Source organism: Vibrio sp. 03_296 (genome assembly GCF_002265885.1).
In genome coordinates this window covers 1-17,905 of the sequence record NZ_NPKW01000079.1, presented here as the reverse complement: position 1 = coordinate 17,905, position 17,905 = coordinate 1, and the positions used below count along the sequence as shown (strand labels likewise).

Below are 17,905 nucleotides of genomic sequence, written 5' to 3'. Positions count from 1 at the left end.
TTTTGAAGAGACGAACAGGGTCAACAGGTGGACGCCCATTATCTTTACAATAAAGATGAGCGACTTCATCACGAATGAATTCAAAGTCGATAGCATTATCGATTTTGCGCACTAAATGGTCTTTAGGAACTAACTGTTCCATCGTCACCATTTCCAGTTCGTATTGTTGCGGGGTGGGTTCTTGAAGCATATCGGAGTATCCATATTTCGATACCCCTATTAGATCAAAGGTCTAGCTCGAAAGCTAGACCTTTGTCAGCAGTCTGAGGGGCGAACACGTCGCCCCTTTGATTTCTTAGATTACTCGGTACCACCCACGGTGATCGAATCCAGCTTGAGGGTTGGCTGACCAACACCAACAGGAATGCTCTGCCCGGCTTTACCACATACGCCGACACCGCGATCGATGCTGAGATCGTTACCCACCATCGAGACTTGCTGCATCGCTTCGATCCCCGAGCCGATCAAGGTTGCCCCTTTCACAGGGCGGGTGATCTTGCCGTCTTCAATCAAATACGCTTCTGAGGTCGAGAACACAAATTTACCGGAAGTAATGTCCACCTGACCGCCACCAAAGTTCGGTGCGTACAAGCCTTTCTTCACCGTCGAAATGATCTCTTCTGGGGTATGCTGACCTGGCAACATATAGGTATTGGTCATACGCGGCATCGGTAAATGGGCGTACGATTCACGGCGGCCATTGCCGGTTGGGCTAACTCCCATCAAACGCGCGTTGAGCTTATCTTGCATGTAACCTTTCAACACGCCATTTTCGATCAGCGTGTTGTACTGGCCATTCACCCCTTCATCATCGACGTTAAGTGAGCCGCGCAAATCTTTTAAGGTGCCATCATCAACAATGGTACACAGAGAAGAAGTCACTTGCTGACCGACTTTGCCAGAGAAAACCGAAGACCCTTTACGGTTGAAATCGCCTTCCAAACCATGACCAACCGCTTCATGCAGAAGAACGCCCGGCCAACCAGAACCGAGAACCACTGGCATACTGCCTGCAGGTGCGGCATCGGCTTCTAGGTTCACCAACGCCATGCGAATTGCTTCATCGGCAAAATGAAACGCGCGTTGGACGCCGTCTTCATCACCGATAAAGAAATCGTAGCCAAAACGGCCACCACCACCCGAGCTACCACGCTCGCGTCGTTCGCCTTTTTCCGCCAACACACTAATGGAAAGACGAACTAACGGGCGAATATCCCCTGCGTACGTTCCATCCGTCGCCGCCACCAGCATTTGCTCGTGCACGCCACTAAGGCTAATCGACACTTCTTTGATCAGCGGCTCTTTCGTGCGAATGTAAACATCCAGTGATTTAAGCAGTTCGGTTTTCTGTTGTTTTTCCCACTCCGCCAGTGGGTTGACTGCAGCGTAGTAGCGCTGGTTTTCGCTGCGTTTAAACGCGTGAACTTGGCCATTTTGCCCCTGTTGAGCAATGCCTCGTGCCGCAATCGCACTTTGCTTTAAACCATCCAATTGAATTTGATCGGAATAGGCGAAACCCGTTTTCTCGCCCGTCACGGCACGCACGCCGACACCACAATCAATGTTAAATGAGCCATCTTTGATAATGCTGTCTTCCAACACCAGTGACTCATGCCAACTGGATTGAAAATAGATATCGGCATAGTCAATTTGACGCGTCGCAATACTGCCTAACGTAGCAGCGATATCCTCTGCCGTCAGGCCCCCGGGTGCTAACAGCGCTTCTTCAATCTGATTTATGCTCATAAGCTTGGCTCTGCCTTGTTATTCAATCTTTATTGTCTAGTAAATGAGTAAAACGGCTGTGTTTCACCACTGGCATTTTACGTCGAATCGTGTCACTTAAGGCTAAGTCTATCTCTGCAAGCAGCAAATCACCTTGTTGCGGTAATTGTGCGACGACTTTCCCCCAAGGGTCAATGACCATCGAGTGGCCCCACGTTTCACGACTGGCGGAATGCATTCCGCCTTGTGCTGCGGCAATCACCCAGCACTGATTTTCTATCGCTCGAGCGCGCAAGAGGATTTCCCAATGCGCCTCTCCAGTCACCGCCGTAAACGCCGCTGGCACCAACAGAATATCCGATCCCTGTTGGCGTAGTGTTTGGTACAACGCTGGAAAGCGAACATCATAGCAAATGGAAAGCCCTAAACGGCCTGTGGGCGTGGTCACCACACTGCAGCGATCACCAGCCAAAAAGCTGTCTGATTCACGGTAGTGCCCATGGCCATCGCTGACCTCCACATCAAACATGTGCAGCTTGCTGTAATGACCAAGACGTTCGCCATTGGGGCCAAAAACCAAGCTGGTGGTGGTAACGTCATGCCCTTGACGAATCGGCATACTGCCAATCACTAAGGTCACTGACAGCCGCTGTGCAAGCTGCGCCATGGCTTGTTGCAATGGGCCATCACCAAGCGGTTCGGCATGCTGGTGGTAATCCTCTCGGCCACCAAACAGCAAAGCGTTTTCTGGGGTCACCACCAAGCTCGCCCCCTGAAGCGCCGCCTGCTCTGCCCAATGCTCAATATAAGCCACATTGTCTGCACAGTCTGACGTTGACGTCATTTGAATAATGGCGATCCTTTCCATCATTCGCTCCTTATTCTTGCGCTTCTTTGCGCAGTTTTTCTGGGAGTTCAAACTCACCACGGCTACGCGAAATTTCACTGACCGTTGGAGAGTCAAGCGGCCCTTTGACGGAGTAGTTAACTTGGGTAAATACTTCCACAACCGGCGAAATCACCGTTGAGATTGCCAGCACGTAGAGTGCTGTTTGTGGCGCAACCGCAAACGCCGTCAACATTGGGATACCAGAGGTAATATCTGGGGTAAATTGCACTTCCGCGTCTACCGTTCGAGTCACCATGTTGGCAAGCCCGCGAATTCTCATCGCGCCAGCTAAGGCATCCATCTCAATGTCATTGGTCACAAACACGCCATCTTGGATCTTGCCCGTGCCTTTGATGGAGTTAAATGCCATGCCTTTGTCGAACACATCGGTAAAATCGAGCTGCATTTTACGAATGATGGAATCGAGACTAAATAGCCCCAACAAACGAGCCGCGCCGCTCACGTCAGTAATGATGCCTTTGCCAAACTCGGTTTGCACATCACCATCGAGCGTATTTACCCGCATCGACCAAGGCGCCCCATCCCAAGTCACTTGTGAGGTGATTTCAAACGGCGCTTTTTGAATGCCGGAGGTAATGCCAAATCGCTCCATCAAATCGCTGTTGTTATCACTTTTCACCTTGAGATTCATGCGCGATTGGCTGGTTTCCCCATCCAATGTCCAGTCGCCATTCACATCCACGCGGTTTGAGCCGCTGACCAGTGAAATATTTTTCCACACCAAAGCTTTGCCTTGGCGTTGCAAATCAATGTTCACTTTGCCGACTTTGTAGCCCTGCAACCAAAAATCATCGATGTTCAGTGTTAAGTTTGGCATCAGTTGATGAAATTCGCGATCAAACTGACTGATCAATGGCGCTTCCGGGCTCTCCGCGGTAAGTAAGGACTCACCCTGTGCTTTTTTCTCATCCAACCCTGGCACATAAAGATGCAAACGCTCTAATGATACCGCTAAGTCGTAAGGTTCTAGGTAGTTCGCCTGTCCTACGGCTTCTTGGCTTTTAAGGTTGAACTGCCAATTGAGATTTTTCTTCCGTGCCGAGAAATCCACATCATTAAACTCGATGCCACTGAGCATTAAGGTTGGCGTTTCGACTTTGATGCGTGTTGGCAATGGAATCTCTGGCGTATCCATTTGTGCCAGTTTCGATGTCGCGCTTTTTGGCGGTTGACTCAACACACTCAGCCATTGGTCGAGGTCAAAGTATTCGGTACGAATCAAGGCATGGTGGCCCACCACTGGGCTAATTTTGAAGCCACCACTGCCCAGCACCAGATTGGTTGCACTCAATACGGGCACTTTGCCCGTAATATCAATTTCCGTTTGGTACTTGGCATTGGGCATTTGCAAACGTGCAGTGATCGACTCTTGATTGCCCGATGCCTGCATGCGAGCTTGCCACGCTTCACCAACATTCTTATTCAGTGGATAGGGGTATCGGCTCGCAACGCTGTTCAACTTGGCATTGAGATCGACTTGGTAGGTAAAGCCAACATCGTTTAATTGCAGATCGATATCCATACTCCAAGGCGCGTGACCAGAAAGTCGGCCCAACCATTGCTCACCCACGTAAGGCACCAACGGTTTTACATCCCAATCCGCCAAGGTGTTGATCACCACGCTATAGCCGTAATCTGCACTTTCTCCAGCAAAATCGATGGCAATAGGCTGCTTTAACAAACGAGCAGAAAGCCCAGACGCTTTCACCACATCATTGTCAAATTCAATCCTTCCCGAGACTTTTTCCAACGTCATTGGTGGTGCATCAATGTCAACTCGGTTGCCCTTTAACTCCGCATATCCCCACGCTCGCGGCTCTTTGTCACTGGTAAACGGAATATTGAGCTGAAACTCTGACTTCACTGGGCCACGAACTTGCAAAGCCGTTAACGCCGCGCCAACCGAATCGACCAATGGCGTGGCGGTCATGTAGTCACGCACTGCATTACCTGCTGCGGTCGCTTTCGCTTCAATCTCAATATGTCCACCTTCCGCTAGTTCAGGAATACGGCCAGTAATTCGACTCGCTTTGACATCTTTTAGCGTGGCGGATTTGGAATCCAAATACATGGCATCATTTTGGAATAGCAGATCCAGTTGCAAATCGGTAATGGGCGGCCAAGCGGTATCAAAGCTAAATTTGCCTTGCTTTAAGCCCACCCAAGCTTGGAACATGCCGTCATTGTTGGTGTATGGGAAATCCGCCAGTTCACCATACCAAAGTAACTTCGCGGTATTGACCTTGCCGCCTTGAATGGCCGTAGAAAGGTAATCCGTTAACTCCCGTCCTAACGCTAACGTGGGTAAATAGCGCCACGTTTCACCGACGTTATAGGCATCAGCTTCGGCATAGAAAGACAAAAATGGGCTTTTATCTTTTGGAAAATCAAGACGAAACGCCCCCAACACCTGAAGATCTGGTGTTGCTGCTGTGACTTTGTCAGCCCATAAACGCCAACCGTTTTGATCGTTCTGCCAAACAATATCCACTTGTCCTTGCTTGATATTAAGTGGGGCTTGGAATACCTCGCCATATGGGAACACATCATCAATCACCGATATCGACGCTTTGGCTTGTTTCACGTCACCAAACAGCGTCCCACTGACATGATGAAAGCCCGGTAGCAGATCCCACTGCTGCATTGCCAAACTGTCTAGTTCTGCAGAATAACGTAACGAATCGAGATCACTGCCTGACATGGCCACACGGATATCTTCCACCGTACCACTTGGCTGCAGTTTTTGCAGTGTTTGGGTGGTTTGATCAGAGTCGGGTAACAACTTGGCCATCGGCAGCAGCGCTTCAAGACTCAATTGGGATAAATTGAGCTTCCATCCTTGTGGCTGCCAATCAAAGGCAATGTCCAATTGAGGCCATTCAAGTTCATCGGTACGGAGCGTCAATGAATGGCCACTCACCTTCCAGCCCTCACCGTCGGGAGAGAGTTTTAAAATACCAGACTCCAGAGTGAGCTCATGCTGGCCGTTTTCCGTCCAACTCAACTCAGATGGCAGCAATTCGACAAACGCATAGCGTGGCTGAGAATGTTGCAACGTCAACCAAGATTTCAAACTGATCTTGCCTGAATCAATCCCCGTCTCTTTCTTCACATAGCGAGTGAGCCATTGTCTGATCGCAATTTCTTCCGCATTGACGTAAAACTCTCCGCTGACATCTAACAAAGAGCCGTGGTCAACAAAGTTAGCGCTCACTAACAGTGCATTAAGATTGGTACCCGCGACACTCACCACGCCTTCTGCTAAATGGTGCGCACCTTGATTGCGCCAGCGTAAGCGGTCAATATCAAGACGGCGGTTTTCGCCCGACACCGATTGGTACCAGATTTTAGATTGCGTGACGGAGAACTCTTCCAACTGACGCAGCAAAAGATTATCCAATTGCTTGATTAAGTTAGACGATTCTTGCGATTCAGAAGAGGCTTCTCGAGTAGGAGGACCTTCCGCGGCGACAAGCTCTATCGAGCGAATATCGAGCGCCAAACCACTCATATTGAGATTGGCGACTACAGGTTGCAGACGCAGAATGGATTCCAGTAGGTCAAACTCAATATGCACTTCATCAACGGAAATATTGACCTTTTTCTCTCCAGATAAGAAAGCTTCAAAGCCCTGAAGAGCGACCGAAGGGTGGCTGTTACGCCAAGAACCCGAAACACTGGAAATAGAGACATCCAACCCGGTGCCTTGCTTGACCCAGGTTTTGATTTCATCTTGAAATTGGTTCATCTGCGGCAACGCAATGCGCAGCCCAGTGACCAAGATGGCGAGCAGCAACAAGAGGGTCACTAATAACCACAACACCGCTCGCCAAAATAGGGTAAAACCAGAAATCACAAACTATCCATTACATCATCACGACATCAAACTGCTCTTGGATATACAAAGGCTCGGCTTGAATGCGTACTTGCTTACCAATAAAGACTTCCAACTCTGCCAAAGCATGGGACTCATCACCATGCAAAGCGTCTGCCACCGCTGGCGAGGCGTACACGACAAACTTGTCCGCATCGTAAGCTCGGTTGACTCGGGTGATTTCACGCAGAATTTCATAACATACGGTTTCTACCGTCTTCACACTGCCGCGCCCTTCACACGTTGGACAACTTGAACAGAGAATGTGCTCAATGCTTTCGCGTGTGCGCTTACGGGTCATTTCCACCAGACCAAGCTGAGTAAAGCCATTGATGTTGGTTTTGACTCGATCTTTGCTTAAGGCATTTTCTAACGAGGCAAGCACTCGCTTACGATGCTCTTCTGACGACATATCAATGAAATCGATAATGATAATGCCGCCTAAGTTACGTAAACGCAGTTGACGTGCAATGGCTTGCGTCGCTTCGATGTTGGTGTTGAAAATCGTTTCTTCAAGATTACGGCGGCCAACAAATGCCCCAGTATTGATGTCCACTGTGGTCATCGCTTCGGTTTGATCAATGATCAGATACCCACCCGATTTCAGCTCCACTTTACGCTCCAAAGAACGTTGAATCTCGTTCTCCGTATCGTACATGTCGAAAATCGGTTTATCCCCTTCGTAAAGCTCGAGCTTATCCGTCAATTCAGGAACGTATTCTGACGTGAATTCTTTCAAGTTTTCAAATTCTAGACGAGAGTCGACCAAAATCTTATCCAGCTCGGTTCCGACAAAGTCGCGAAGGATACGTTGCGCTAACCCCAACTCACCGTACAACGTTGAACGGGTTTTGTATTTGCTACGACGCTCCATCACTTTGAGCCACAGGCGTTTCAAAAATGCCGCATCTTGTGACAACTCTTTGCCATCGGCGCCTTCCGCCGCCGTGCGGATAATAAAGCCACCATGTTCATCACAGTAATGGCTAACGATTTTCTTAAGACGTTCGCGCTCCGATTCACTTTCAATACGCTGTGAAACACCAACGTGGCTAGCTCCCGGCATAAAGACGAGATAACGAGAAGGCAGCGTAATGTCAGTGGTGAGGCGAGCCCCTTTGGTGCCCAACGGATCTTTCACTACTTGCACGACAATGTCTTGCCCTTGACGTACCAGTTCAGAAATATCACGCACTTGGAATTGCTGCTTTTCATTTTCAGCAACGCATTCGGTATGAGGAACAATATCAGACGCGTGGAGGAAGGCGGCTTTATCCAAACCGATATCAACGAAAGCCGCTTGCATACCTGGCAAGACTCGGCTCACTTTGCCTTTGTAGATGTTTCCGACAATGCCACGACGGGCTTCACGTTCAATATGGACTTCTTGGAGTACCCCCCCCTCAATCATGGCCACGCGAGTTTCACTCGGGGTCACGTTTAGCAGCAACTCTGCACTCATGTGCACACCTCAATGTTTGAAATTATATGAATTCGTGCAGCAGTTGGTCTGTTTCATACAAAGGGAGTCCTACGACAGCGGAATAGCTGCCCTCAATACGGGTAACAAAACGTCCACCCAAACCTTGAATTCCATAACTGCCTGCTTTATCGCATGGTTCACCTGACTGCCAATATTGTTCGATTTCTTCTTGAGTCAGTTTCTTGAACCACACCTCTGTCGTTACGACGACAGAGTGTTGTTTTTCTGCACTTACGACAGTCACCGCCGTCATCACTTGATGACGACGATCTGAAAGTTGCGTGAGCATTCGCTGAGCATCAGCAAAATGGTGTGGTTTTTCTAAGACTTGGCCATCACACACCACAACAGTATCGGAGCCCACCACGATGGAGGACTCTGACACTAAAGCCAACCCTGCTTGTGCTTTTTGTTGCGACAAGCGCAACACGTACTCAGCGGCCGTCTCTTGTTCCGCCTTGCATTCTTCGATATCCGGTAACACGACATCAAACGTATAACCAAGTTGCGCCAATAACTCTTTACGCCTTGGTGAGCCTGAGGCTAAAACCAGCTTGTGCATCGTCTTACCTTACATGCCAGTGACGACGAACGCGCCGTAACAGTAAAAACACCCATGGCCAAAGTATACAGTTAATTACTGCGGTCCATAGCGATAATGGGTTGAATACTACGTCCTGGATCAAATATTCACCACAGAATATGAACACTTCTAGCAACACGCTTAAGAAGGCGATAAGCAAGGCTTGCTGCCACAATGCCATGTTGCGAATAACGAGGAAATTCAACGCGACCAAATACACGACGATCGACAGCATCATGCCGCGAATGCCTAATGTCGAGCCAATCAGGAGGTCCCACAAAAGACCAAGCACTAACGCACTGCCAACGTTAACACGATGCGGCAGTGCCAGTACCCAGTAACAGGTTACCAAAAGTAGCCAAGCCGGTCGGAAAAGATCTAATGCCCCCGGCCAAGGAATGGTTTGCAGCACCAGTGCAATAAAAAAGCTGCCCCCAATGACCATCTTGCTACGCAATACGCTATTCGCCATCTTTCACCTCTTGCGTCGCTTCTTCTTCTACGTTGGCATTCAGCACTTTATGCTGGCGATCTTCATTTGGCCAAACCAGCAATAGGTAACGTAAGCGATCAAACTCCACCACAGGCTTAGCTTTTATTGCCGCAAACTCTCGGCGAGTGTCATGCTCAACGGAGGTAACGTAAGCCACGGGGTAACCCTCTGGATAAACGCCCCCAAGACCAGATGTCACCAATAGATCATCGACCTGAACATCGGTGCTGGTTGGGATATGCTCTAACTGGATCTCATCAATGCTGCCATTGCCAGAAGCGATCACACGAATATCATTGCGCACAACTTGCACTGGAATCGCATTCTTCGCATCGCTCAATAGCAATACTCGGCTATTGTGTGCCGAAACGAAGGTGATCTGACCTACAATACCTTTTTCGTTGATCACCGGTTGACCGATGTAGACACCATCGATGCCACCTTTATCGATCACCACTTGATGACGATAAGGAGAGGTGTCGACCGCCATCACTTCGGCGACCATTTTCTTTTCATCACGCACAAACGAAGAGCCAAGAAGCTTACGCAGGCGCTGGTTTTCTTCTTTGTACTGTTCCAGTAGCAGAAGATCACTTCTCAGTCTCAATACTTCTCGCTTGAGATTTTGATTCCCCTCAAGCAGAGACTGACGGGTACTAAAACGCTCATAGACACCGTCAAACATGCTGCGTGGTAAGTTGGCAGTATATTGGATCGGTGCGACTAAACTATTGAGGAAATATCGAACACCAGAGAAAGCATCTAAGCGACCATCAGCCAGCATGAGGCTGGCTGATGTAATGACAGCAAAAAAAAGACGCAATTGTAGAGAAGGACCTCTACCAAAAATTGGCTTCATTTTGTTTTAGAACCTTAGGTTTGAAGGTTAAACGCCATGGCACTTAACCTTCACCGTTATTCTTCAGAGAATAGATCGCCACCGTGCATGTCGATCATTTCTAGTGCTTTACCGCCGCCACGAGCCACACAAGTCAGTGGATCTTCTGCGATCACTACAGGGATGCCAGTTTCTTCTGTCAGCAAACGATCAAGATCTTTCAGTAGTGCACCACCACCAGTGAGTACCATACCGTTTTCAGAAATATCTGACGCCAGCTCTGGCGGACACTGCTCTAGCGCAACCATCACAGCCGAGACAATGCCTGATAGCGGCTCTTGCAGTGCTTCTAAGATCTCATTTGAGTTTAGGGTAAAGCTACGTGGCACACCTTCGGCAAGGTTACGACCACGAACTTCGATCTCATGCACTTCATCACCTGGGTAAGCAGAACCGATTTCATGCTTGATTTTTTCTGCCGTCGCTTCACCGATTAAGCTGCCGTAGTTACGACGCACGTAGTTGATGATCGCTTCATCAAAACGGTCACCACCGATACGCACAGAAGAAGAATACACCACACCGTTTAGCGAGATCACCGCCACTTCTGTGGTACCACCACCGATATCGACCACCATAGAGCCGGTCGGTTCAGAAACACGCAGACCCGCACCGATTGCCGCCGCCATTGGTTCATCAATCAAGAAGACTTCACGAGCCCCTGCGCCCAACGCAGATTCACGAATTGCGCGACGCTCAACTTGCGTCGAACCACAAGGCACACACACTAGAACACGTGGGCTTGGCTTGAGAATGCTGTTGTCGTGCACTTGCTTAATAAAGTGCTGAAGCATTTTTTCAGTCACGTTAAAGTCTGCAATCACGCCATCTTTCATCGGACGAATCGCGGAAATATTGCCTGGTGTACGACCAAGCATTTGCTTAGCAGCGTGACCAACGGCTGCGACACTTTTCGCTGAACCTGCACGATCCTGACGGATTGCAACTACTGAAGGCTCGTCTAGCACAATGCCTTGGCCTTTAACGTAAATAAGAGTATTGGCGGTACCTAAATCGATAGATAGGTCGTTGGAAAACATGCCACGAAGTTTTTTAAACATATTCTTCGCTCATCCTGCAAGAAAATAGAAGATAAAAATTGTCCTAAATGTACCAATGCCTTGCTGTGACAGCAAGGCATTGAAGTATAAACATGGGCTCAAAGCCCCAATTTCTGACAGATTCCTTACTTAGCGCAAAAAATCCACATTATTTATTGGCCCGTTAAGCCAGATTCACCTTTGTAAATAACCCGATCGTTTCCACGGTTAATTCCAAAGGTGACGACAGCGTTAGGGTCTTCATCGCCTAAATTGCGCCAATTGAAACGAAGCCACGGGCGAGCACCGCTGCCATTGCACTGAATATCGTTATCGGTGGTAGCGACTTTTTGTAAGTTGGTATCGCTGACGCGCAGCCAAAAGCGCACTTGCTCACGGATTTGATTATTAATGTCCGTTGTCGACTGGCGAGCAGACAGCTGATCCGAGCTGCCAGCCGAGACGATGTCGCTGCCACTGAGCGAAGCATTACTGCTGGTTTGCGCTTGGCTATGCCAAATCAGCTGACGACAGAACTGACTACCATCGAAGTCACTGCCAGAATCGTCCCCATTGGTCACAAACTGGCTGCCATTCCAATATTCCGCACTTAACGGCACTTCAATTTGATTGCCAGTAAAGCCACCCACGTCTTGCAAGCGCATGCGTCCATAGCGGAAATCTGGCAGCTCAGAAAATGCTTTGCCCGATTTGACGATGGCACCAGCACCATCATGCACTTCCAACTCTTTATTCTCGAAATCAACGCCATCCACCACCGTACTGGTCCACAAGCCAAAACCTTGAGTATATGGCCCATCGACTTGAGTCGTGTAAGGTGACGGTGAAGGCGCAATGGCTTTCTTTGCAAACTCATACTGCGTCAAAGTGACATTGAGCGCCCCTAAAGACCAAGCAGGTTGTTGCCAAGTTAACGTCGAGTAATCTTTCACCCGATCAACGATTTCATTATGCGTGTTATCAACATTGAAATAAGAGACGGTTGAAACATACGCTGAATCGAACAAGCCATAATTCTGTGTCACTTGATCTGAGGCATTTTGCGCCTCAACACTAAAAGCATGGTCAATCGGTTGGTTCATGTACGCGAATCCCGAATGCCCGGTCGCATACGTCCAACTATTGCTCGCTAACACCAATTTTTCAGGCACAAATCGGCCAATATTGCGGTAGCCCAAGTTAATGTCCATTCCCAGATAATTGGCCTGCGCATCCGCCATGACTTTCAAGCTGCCCACTTCATCCCAATAGAGCTGAGTAAAATCATAGTATTGATTTGTACCACTACCGCTGCCACTGCTGTGTACTTTGCTTAACCCATTGTCTCCTTGAAGTAACACACTTGTACTTCCTCCCGCAGGGGAGTGCAAGGCACTGCTCATCTCAACGACCGCACTGGGCGCATTACTGGCAAAGAAGTTTTGGGTAATCGCTGCATTACAGTAGCTGCTGGTTTCAATTTCTCCTGAGACAGCACCACCGCTTTGCCAAACAATCGGTTTTACGTGAAGGTTAAACCGTTCAGAGGCAAGTTTGAATTTAGTCCCCGAGGATGAAGTACCATCCATGGGCAACACGGGAGCGTCAGCATTGCAGATAGCAAACGTCCACGGGCGAGAGTTCACAACGAACTGGCCTTTTAATGTACTTGAACCTTCGATAGGGCAACCTTGCACTCCAGTACAATCAAAGCTTCCATCTTCCAACTGCACTTGCACAACTCCAGAATCAGTGAAGGTCAAATCGCTCGTACTAGTACCAGAAGCAAATACTGGAGAATAAGTCAGTACGCCCATACCGCCTAATGGCTGGGTCAATGTTGATGTGATAACTGGCGTACCATTGTAACCAATATCAACCACGTTTCCTGAGTCACACGCCATGACTTGGGCTTCAACAGATTGAGGCTTACTCGCGACAACATACTGGTCATCAATGGCAAATTTGAAGGGGACAAACTGATATTGCCCTGTTACCGTCGTATTAGCCTGGTCACCATTAATGTAGGCCTCAACAGCAACCGTTTTAGTTTGGTTCACAGTGAGTGACAATATCTGTTCAAGAACACCATTAACCGATGTCAATTGCTGCGGCACACCATCAACGAGCACCGTCACCGATCCCGAGAAATTTGTTGCTAAAACACCATTATCAAGCACACGAACAGTCGGCGTTAGGGTTTCGCAGGTCAACGCGATATCACTACTTGGAACAAGTTCTAAAGTATAATTTGAACTTGGTGTCAGACACGCCCCCTCTCCAATAATTTTAATGTTTCCGGTGCTCATCGTTAATCGATTCGTTGTTACTGCTCCGCGTAACGTAATCGGGTTACTGAACGTCACACGATCCCCTAAAATCTGCGCAGCAAAATCCGATGTAGGAGTATTGAAGTTAAATGTGGCAGTTGGTCCGTAAATGATCATATCTTTTAGCCCGCCTAGATCATTCATGATGGTTGTGTTGTTTTGAACAAATGAATTCACAACATAGAGAACAACCCCCCTTTCAAAACTGAACTTTCCACCAGTCCCTGAAAAAGTGATATCTCGGAAAGCGTAGCGACCGTTGGCTTTTAAGACTGTTTCAACCTGCCCCCCAGGATTGTAACTTCTCACTTCCGTTCCATACGGTCCACCAACATCATTAAACACAACTTTAAACGAAAGGGTGTTATAGCCATTTACTATCAGTGTATTCAACGGTTTAAGAATGGTAATTGTAACTTCATTACTGCCACTGTTTGAGTAGCTACAATAATTTCCATCGCAGATACTTGCGTAGTTCCATTGATCAATAGATAAACTTGCAGTACTGGTAAACGAAGGCGAAATGGGGCTAGGTGTTCCCGCCTTTAAACCACCACTAGCACAACTACCGACATCACATGCTCCAGATAATCCTGCATGATAGGAAATAGTGTCAAAACCGACTTTTAGAGCTCCGTTTGCTAAGTACGCATTAACGTAGTCTGTTGACCAACCAGATATTGAGCTGCCATTATTTTCAATATTCAATTCACTGCCCGACTTCCAGCTTTGTGCAGGTTGAGGAAAGTACTGACACAAATCAATACTCGGCCTTTGTTGCTCAAATGCAAAATAGCCCACATATTCTCGAATGTGGCTCCTATCACTAAAGTCTTCATCGACAACAAAGCTAACTTGGTTGTTTTGAATACTGCATCGACGCAACCAACCTCCATGTCCACCTGCTCTTTCCTGTTTCTTGGCAACAACACCAGATAAGCTGGACAGCGATGTCGTCGCATAACTGTCACACCCGTCTTGCATCGGTTCAGGTAACGACTGACTTGGCGTACGAAAAGTATTACTAAATTGAACTAAATTGTTGTCTACGGCAATATTGGCTGAAGTTGGCAGTGTCGCTAGAAAAGCTATCTTTTCCTGTTTGTAGCTATAACCCGAGACTAAAGAAGCCGATAGCTCTAAAAAGAGTTGGGCAGATTGTCTTCTCGCTGTTGATGAGCTCTGTAAAACCCGCCCCGATGTCATCCATTTATCTGCATTGTTGTTGGTTTGAATTTGGTGCAATAACACAGGTTCGGCATTAAATGAGTTCAAACCAAAAGAAGAGAAGTTCACTTGAGAAAAACTGTCACTGCCACTTTTGGAAGCGACAGCGTTACTATTGACATATCCCGCTAGTACTTGATGTCCACCAAATGAGGCAATACCGGGTTCAATCACTAGGTAACTCACCGAGGTCATAGCAATCGGTGTGAAGTTGCTACCTGAAATATTTTTTGTTCTTTGATGAATCGTGAATGATGCAGAACTCGAATCTAAGTTAGATGACACATACAAGGTCGATGGCGCATCAGCATCCGGGCTAATGGAATCAATTGTCGGCATGACAAATACAAGCGGCGTGTAGGTATAATTTTTTGTTAGAGGAATGCTACAAGGCATACTTTGACAAATATGCGTGCCAAACTCGAATTGTGCATTGTTTGAATAGGTGGGAGGCGTAGTAATGCCACCTCCACATGAGACATTACTAATTGTTCCCCCATCGACTGGACTTAGGTTGCCGTTGTGCAGGTCTTGAATTTTGGTTTCAATAAACTGCCAATCGGAAGAAGACGCTTTCTTCCGATAATAATTGAGGCGATTAGTACTTGCATCATTAGTGACACGAACATCATAGCTCGTTCCAATTTCAAGATTTTGTTCGTTAAAGATGTAAGAGCTACCCACCCTTTCCTCATGGGTATACCAAAGGACATGACCATGGCTTCCCTGCTTTAGATAAAACTCTTGGTAAGTATTTGAACCAGTAACACGAAAGGAAATGGTAAAATCTGATTCACCATGCACACTACATGACGCTCCATAACTCAATGGAGTAAAGAACAGCATAGCAAGAGTAAGCCACAGCAATTGAATACAACGTTTCATCTCCTACTCCTTCACCCAGACTTCTTGTCTACGCTCTACTTCAACTATACCACTCCCGCAGACTGCGCTCGCCTCAAGGCGATAAAAAGTCTCACTCTGCAATGTACCAATTGATTGGCAACTAATTTGTGGATTGCGGCAAGGGCTATTGACGCTGACACTTGGCGTTGCACCTTGAATGGTAGCACACGCAGTAGACACCGAGGCTGATACGCCAAGTGGGTAGAGCTGAGTTAACGCCCACTCATTGGCCGATTGTGCCATGAGCCATGCTTGAGTCCCTAACTGTTCACGCGTTAAATTATCGCTGTTAGACCAGTTAATACGCGTCAATGAAGAGGCGAGAAAACCCATCACCACAATGACGAAGATGGCGACCACCAGCATGTTTCCTTGTTGCTTACGTCGATTAGGGAACATTGAGCACCTGCACATCTTGTTGGTAATGACTCGATTCATCATTTTGCGTAAACGTCAGCTTGATATGCACTAACCCACCACGCTGCAGTGTCGGCTCTAGGTAGTTGAAACTTGCTGCGGAAACACTATCGGCGACTTGCACACCATTGCGGCTGATCCGCCCTGCGGTAAAACAATATTCAACACGGCCATTGGCATTAAAAATATAGTGTCGACGGTTGATGGAATTACTTTCTAAGCTGGCAGCTTGGTTCAACACCGCAAAATAACCCGCGCCGTTAGTTAACCCTGAGACATCAAATGAATCGCTAACGAGGTCTTGCTGACGACTTGGATTAATGACCAAGCTTAACCCGCTGGCTAACGGTGACGTAGCATTCGTATTGCCTATCAAAAATTGAATATCGTTACCTTCCACGGCGTAAAAGCCCGAATAGACAATTGGATAAAAAGACAAGCAATTGCCGCTATCACTGAAACTGTTCGGCACAGCATGACGAAATTCACGAGACAATTTCTCTAACACAAATTGGGCTTGTGTTTGGATACGCTGCCTGTCTACTGAGTCCGCATAGCCTTTTGTTCCGAGCTCAACGAAACCAGCAATGCCCAGCACCAAAATGCTACCGACAATTAACGTCAGCACCATTTCCACTAGGGTAAAACCACGAGAACTCATCAGTAGTTCCCCTTATACGCCACGAGAGGATACGGCCCGTATTGACCGGCGTGTATTGCCATTTCAATACGCTTTAACGTACTCACCGCCCCATCGTCACTGCCATCCATGTTGCCATCGTAGAACACACGCACATCAACCCGAAAATTCGGATATTCTGTGTTGATGGTGCTGCCAAAGACATCCACTAATGACTTTTGAACCGAACCTGCTGGGCATTGAGATTGGGTATTGGTGGTATACCAACAACCAATATAATCGTCGACATCGTTATAATCGACCACTTGAGCCTCTTCTGCGCCTAAACCATCAGCAGCAGTGCACAACACACCGTCTTCACCGCAACGTGTACTGCCACCATCAAAATTGCTGTTGTGATCAAAACCGCGTGCGAGAATTTGGCTCATAAAGCCCTGTCCTAGGGCAATGGCACGCGTTTGGTAGTGCGGCGCAGCGGAATTTTTTACATTGGGAAAGAGCAAACTGGTCAAGGTCACCATAGCAACGGCAATCAATACCATCGCCACAATACTTTCGATGAGCGTCATTCCTTGGTGTTTTTTCATCAGCAGCTCCCGCCACTCACGTAGCCTTGGCTATTGATACAAACTGCCGCACTTTCTCCGGAAGCCGTAAAGGTAATGGTGACACTGTTAAGAGCAGAACCGTTGGTCTGCAATGGATTACCACGCAAATCAAAGCGAATAGGAGAAATTGTCGAGGAGACGGAAACACCGTCAAGGCGCATCACATCACTACGTGATTCCGCGGCCTGAGGCGTGGCGGCAGCAGAACAACCTGCGCTTGAGCCTAAACAACCACCGCTGGCGGTTAACTCAAAATTTGGATTGGCAGAATTCGTGGTGTTGGACTGCATACGATAGACTTGAAGCTGACGAATGATCGATATCGCCTGCTCTTGCGCGGCATACGCAGAAAAAGTGCCAGTGCCAATATAGCGACTGGCAGCATAAGCAGAGACGATACTGATCAGTAGAATCACCACGATCAGCTCGACGAGAGTAAAACCAGCTTGTGCACGCTTTATCATAGCTTACGCTGTTCGGCAGAAATAAAAGGCCAGCTAAGCTGGCCTCAGACTGCTGACAAAGGTCTAGCTTTCGAGCTAGACCTTTGATCTAATAGGGGTATCGAAATATGGATACTCCGATATGCTTCAAGAACCCACCCCGCAACAATACGAACTGGAAATGGTGACGATGGAACAGTTAGTTCCTAAAGACCATTTAGTGCGCAAAATCGATAATGCTATCGACTTTGAATTCATTCGTGATGAAGTCGCTCATCTTTATTGTAAAGATAATGGGCGTCCACCTGTTGACCCTGTTCGTCTCTTC

Annotated in this window: 13 protein-coding genes and 2 pseudogenes; 1 reads left to right on the top strand and 14 read right to left on the bottom strand. The window is 47.8% G+C overall.

Annotated elements, in window-relative coordinates; translation table 11 throughout:
* The 14 genes and pseudogenes from CIK04_RS10540 to CIK04_RS10475 form a co-directional block, all read right to left on the bottom strand.
* Nucleotides 1-190 (bottom strand): annotated as a pseudogene (locus CIK04_RS10540) (IS5/IS1182 family transposase); the annotation flags it as partial.
* A gap of 110 nt (nt 191-300) precedes the next feature.
* Nucleotides 301-1,746, bottom strand: coding sequence for a metalloprotease TldD (gene tldD, locus CIK04_RS10535; RefSeq protein WP_097353597.1), 1,446 nt, complete (start codon nt 1,744-1,746; stop codon nt 301-303).
* Nucleotides 1,747-1,768: 22 nt separating this feature from the next.
* Nucleotides 1,769-2,593, bottom strand: a complete 825-nt coding sequence (locus CIK04_RS10530; RefSeq protein WP_097353596.1) for a carbon-nitrogen hydrolase family protein — start codon at nt 2,591-2,593, stop codon at nt 1,769-1,771.
* Nucleotides 2,594-2,603: 10 nt separating this feature from the next.
* Nucleotides 2,604-6,491, bottom strand: a complete 3,888-nt coding sequence (locus CIK04_RS10525) for a YhdP family protein (protein ID WP_097353595.1) — start codon at nt 6,489-6,491, stop codon at nt 2,604-2,606.
* A 10-nt stretch (nt 6,492-6,501) separates the two neighbouring features.
* Nucleotides 6,502-7,971, bottom strand: coding sequence for a ribonuclease G (rng, locus tag CIK04_RS10520; protein WP_039549923.1), 1,470 nt, complete (start codon nt 7,969-7,971; stop codon nt 6,502-6,504).
* A 22-nt stretch (nt 7,972-7,993) separates the two neighbouring features.
* On the bottom strand, nt 7,994-8,554 hold the full coding sequence (locus CIK04_RS10515; protein WP_038969692.1) for a nucleoside triphosphate pyrophosphatase: 561 nt from the start codon (nt 8,552-8,554) through the stop codon (nt 7,994-7,996).
* 4 nt (nt 8,555-8,558) lie between these two features.
* Nucleotides 8,559-9,047: a rod shape-determining protein MreD gene (mreD, locus tag CIK04_RS10510; protein ID WP_097353594.1), complete on the bottom strand. Its 489-nt coding sequence runs from the start codon at nt 9,045-9,047 to the stop codon at nt 8,559-8,561.
* Nucleotides 9,037-9,927, bottom strand: coding sequence for a rod shape-determining protein MreC (gene mreC, locus CIK04_RS10505; RefSeq protein ID WP_128824610.1), 891 nt, complete (start codon nt 9,925-9,927; stop codon nt 9,037-9,039). The genes mreD and mreC overlap by 11 nt, the downstream gene beginning before the upstream one ends.
* A 56-nt stretch (nt 9,928-9,983) precedes the next feature.
* Nucleotides 9,984-11,027: a rod shape-determining protein gene (locus CIK04_RS10500; protein ID WP_011151240.1), complete on the bottom strand. Its 1,044-nt coding sequence runs from the start codon at nt 11,025-11,027 to the stop codon at nt 9,984-9,986.
* A 152-nt stretch (nt 11,028-11,179) separates the two neighbouring features.
* Nucleotides 11,180-15,448 carry a DUF6701 domain-containing protein gene (locus tag CIK04_RS10495; protein ID WP_097353593.1) on the bottom strand — a complete coding sequence of 1,423 codons (4,269 nt, stop codon included), beginning with the start codon at nt 15,446-15,448 and terminating at the stop codon, nt 11,180-11,182.
* Between the two features lie 3 nt (nt 15,449-15,451).
* Nucleotides 15,452-15,868 (bottom strand): MSHA biogenesis protein MshP, encoded by a 417-nt coding sequence (locus CIK04_RS10490; protein ID WP_176463317.1) that lies wholly within the window; start codon nt 15,866-15,868, stop codon nt 15,452-15,454.
* The gene (locus tag CIK04_RS10485) at nt 15,858-16,547 is read right to left on the bottom strand and encodes a PilW family protein (protein ID WP_097353592.1); all 690 of its coding nucleotides are present in this window, start codon (nt 16,545-16,547) and stop codon (nt 15,858-15,860) included. Before CIK04_RS10485 ends, CIK04_RS10490 begins: the two co-directional genes overlap by 11 nt.
* Nucleotides 16,547-17,113 carry a prepilin-type N-terminal cleavage/methylation domain-containing protein gene (locus tag CIK04_RS10480; RefSeq protein ID WP_097353591.1) on the bottom strand — a complete coding sequence of 189 codons (567 nt, stop codon included), beginning with the start codon at nt 17,111-17,113 and terminating at the stop codon, nt 16,547-16,549. The genes CIK04_RS10485 and CIK04_RS10480 overlap by 1 nt, the downstream gene beginning before the upstream one ends.
* Nucleotides 17,113-17,598 carry a type II secretion system protein gene (locus CIK04_RS10475; protein WP_097353590.1) on the bottom strand — a complete coding sequence of 162 codons (486 nt, stop codon included), beginning with the start codon at nt 17,596-17,598 and terminating at the stop codon, nt 17,113-17,115. The genes CIK04_RS10480 and CIK04_RS10475 overlap by 1 nt, the downstream gene beginning before the upstream one ends.
* A gap of 121 nt (nt 17,599-17,719) precedes the next feature.
* Between CIK04_RS10475 and CIK04_RS10470 the strand changes: the two are divergent.
* Nucleotides 17,720-17,905: pseudogene (locus tag CIK04_RS10470) on the top strand (IS5/IS1182 family transposase); the annotation flags it as partial.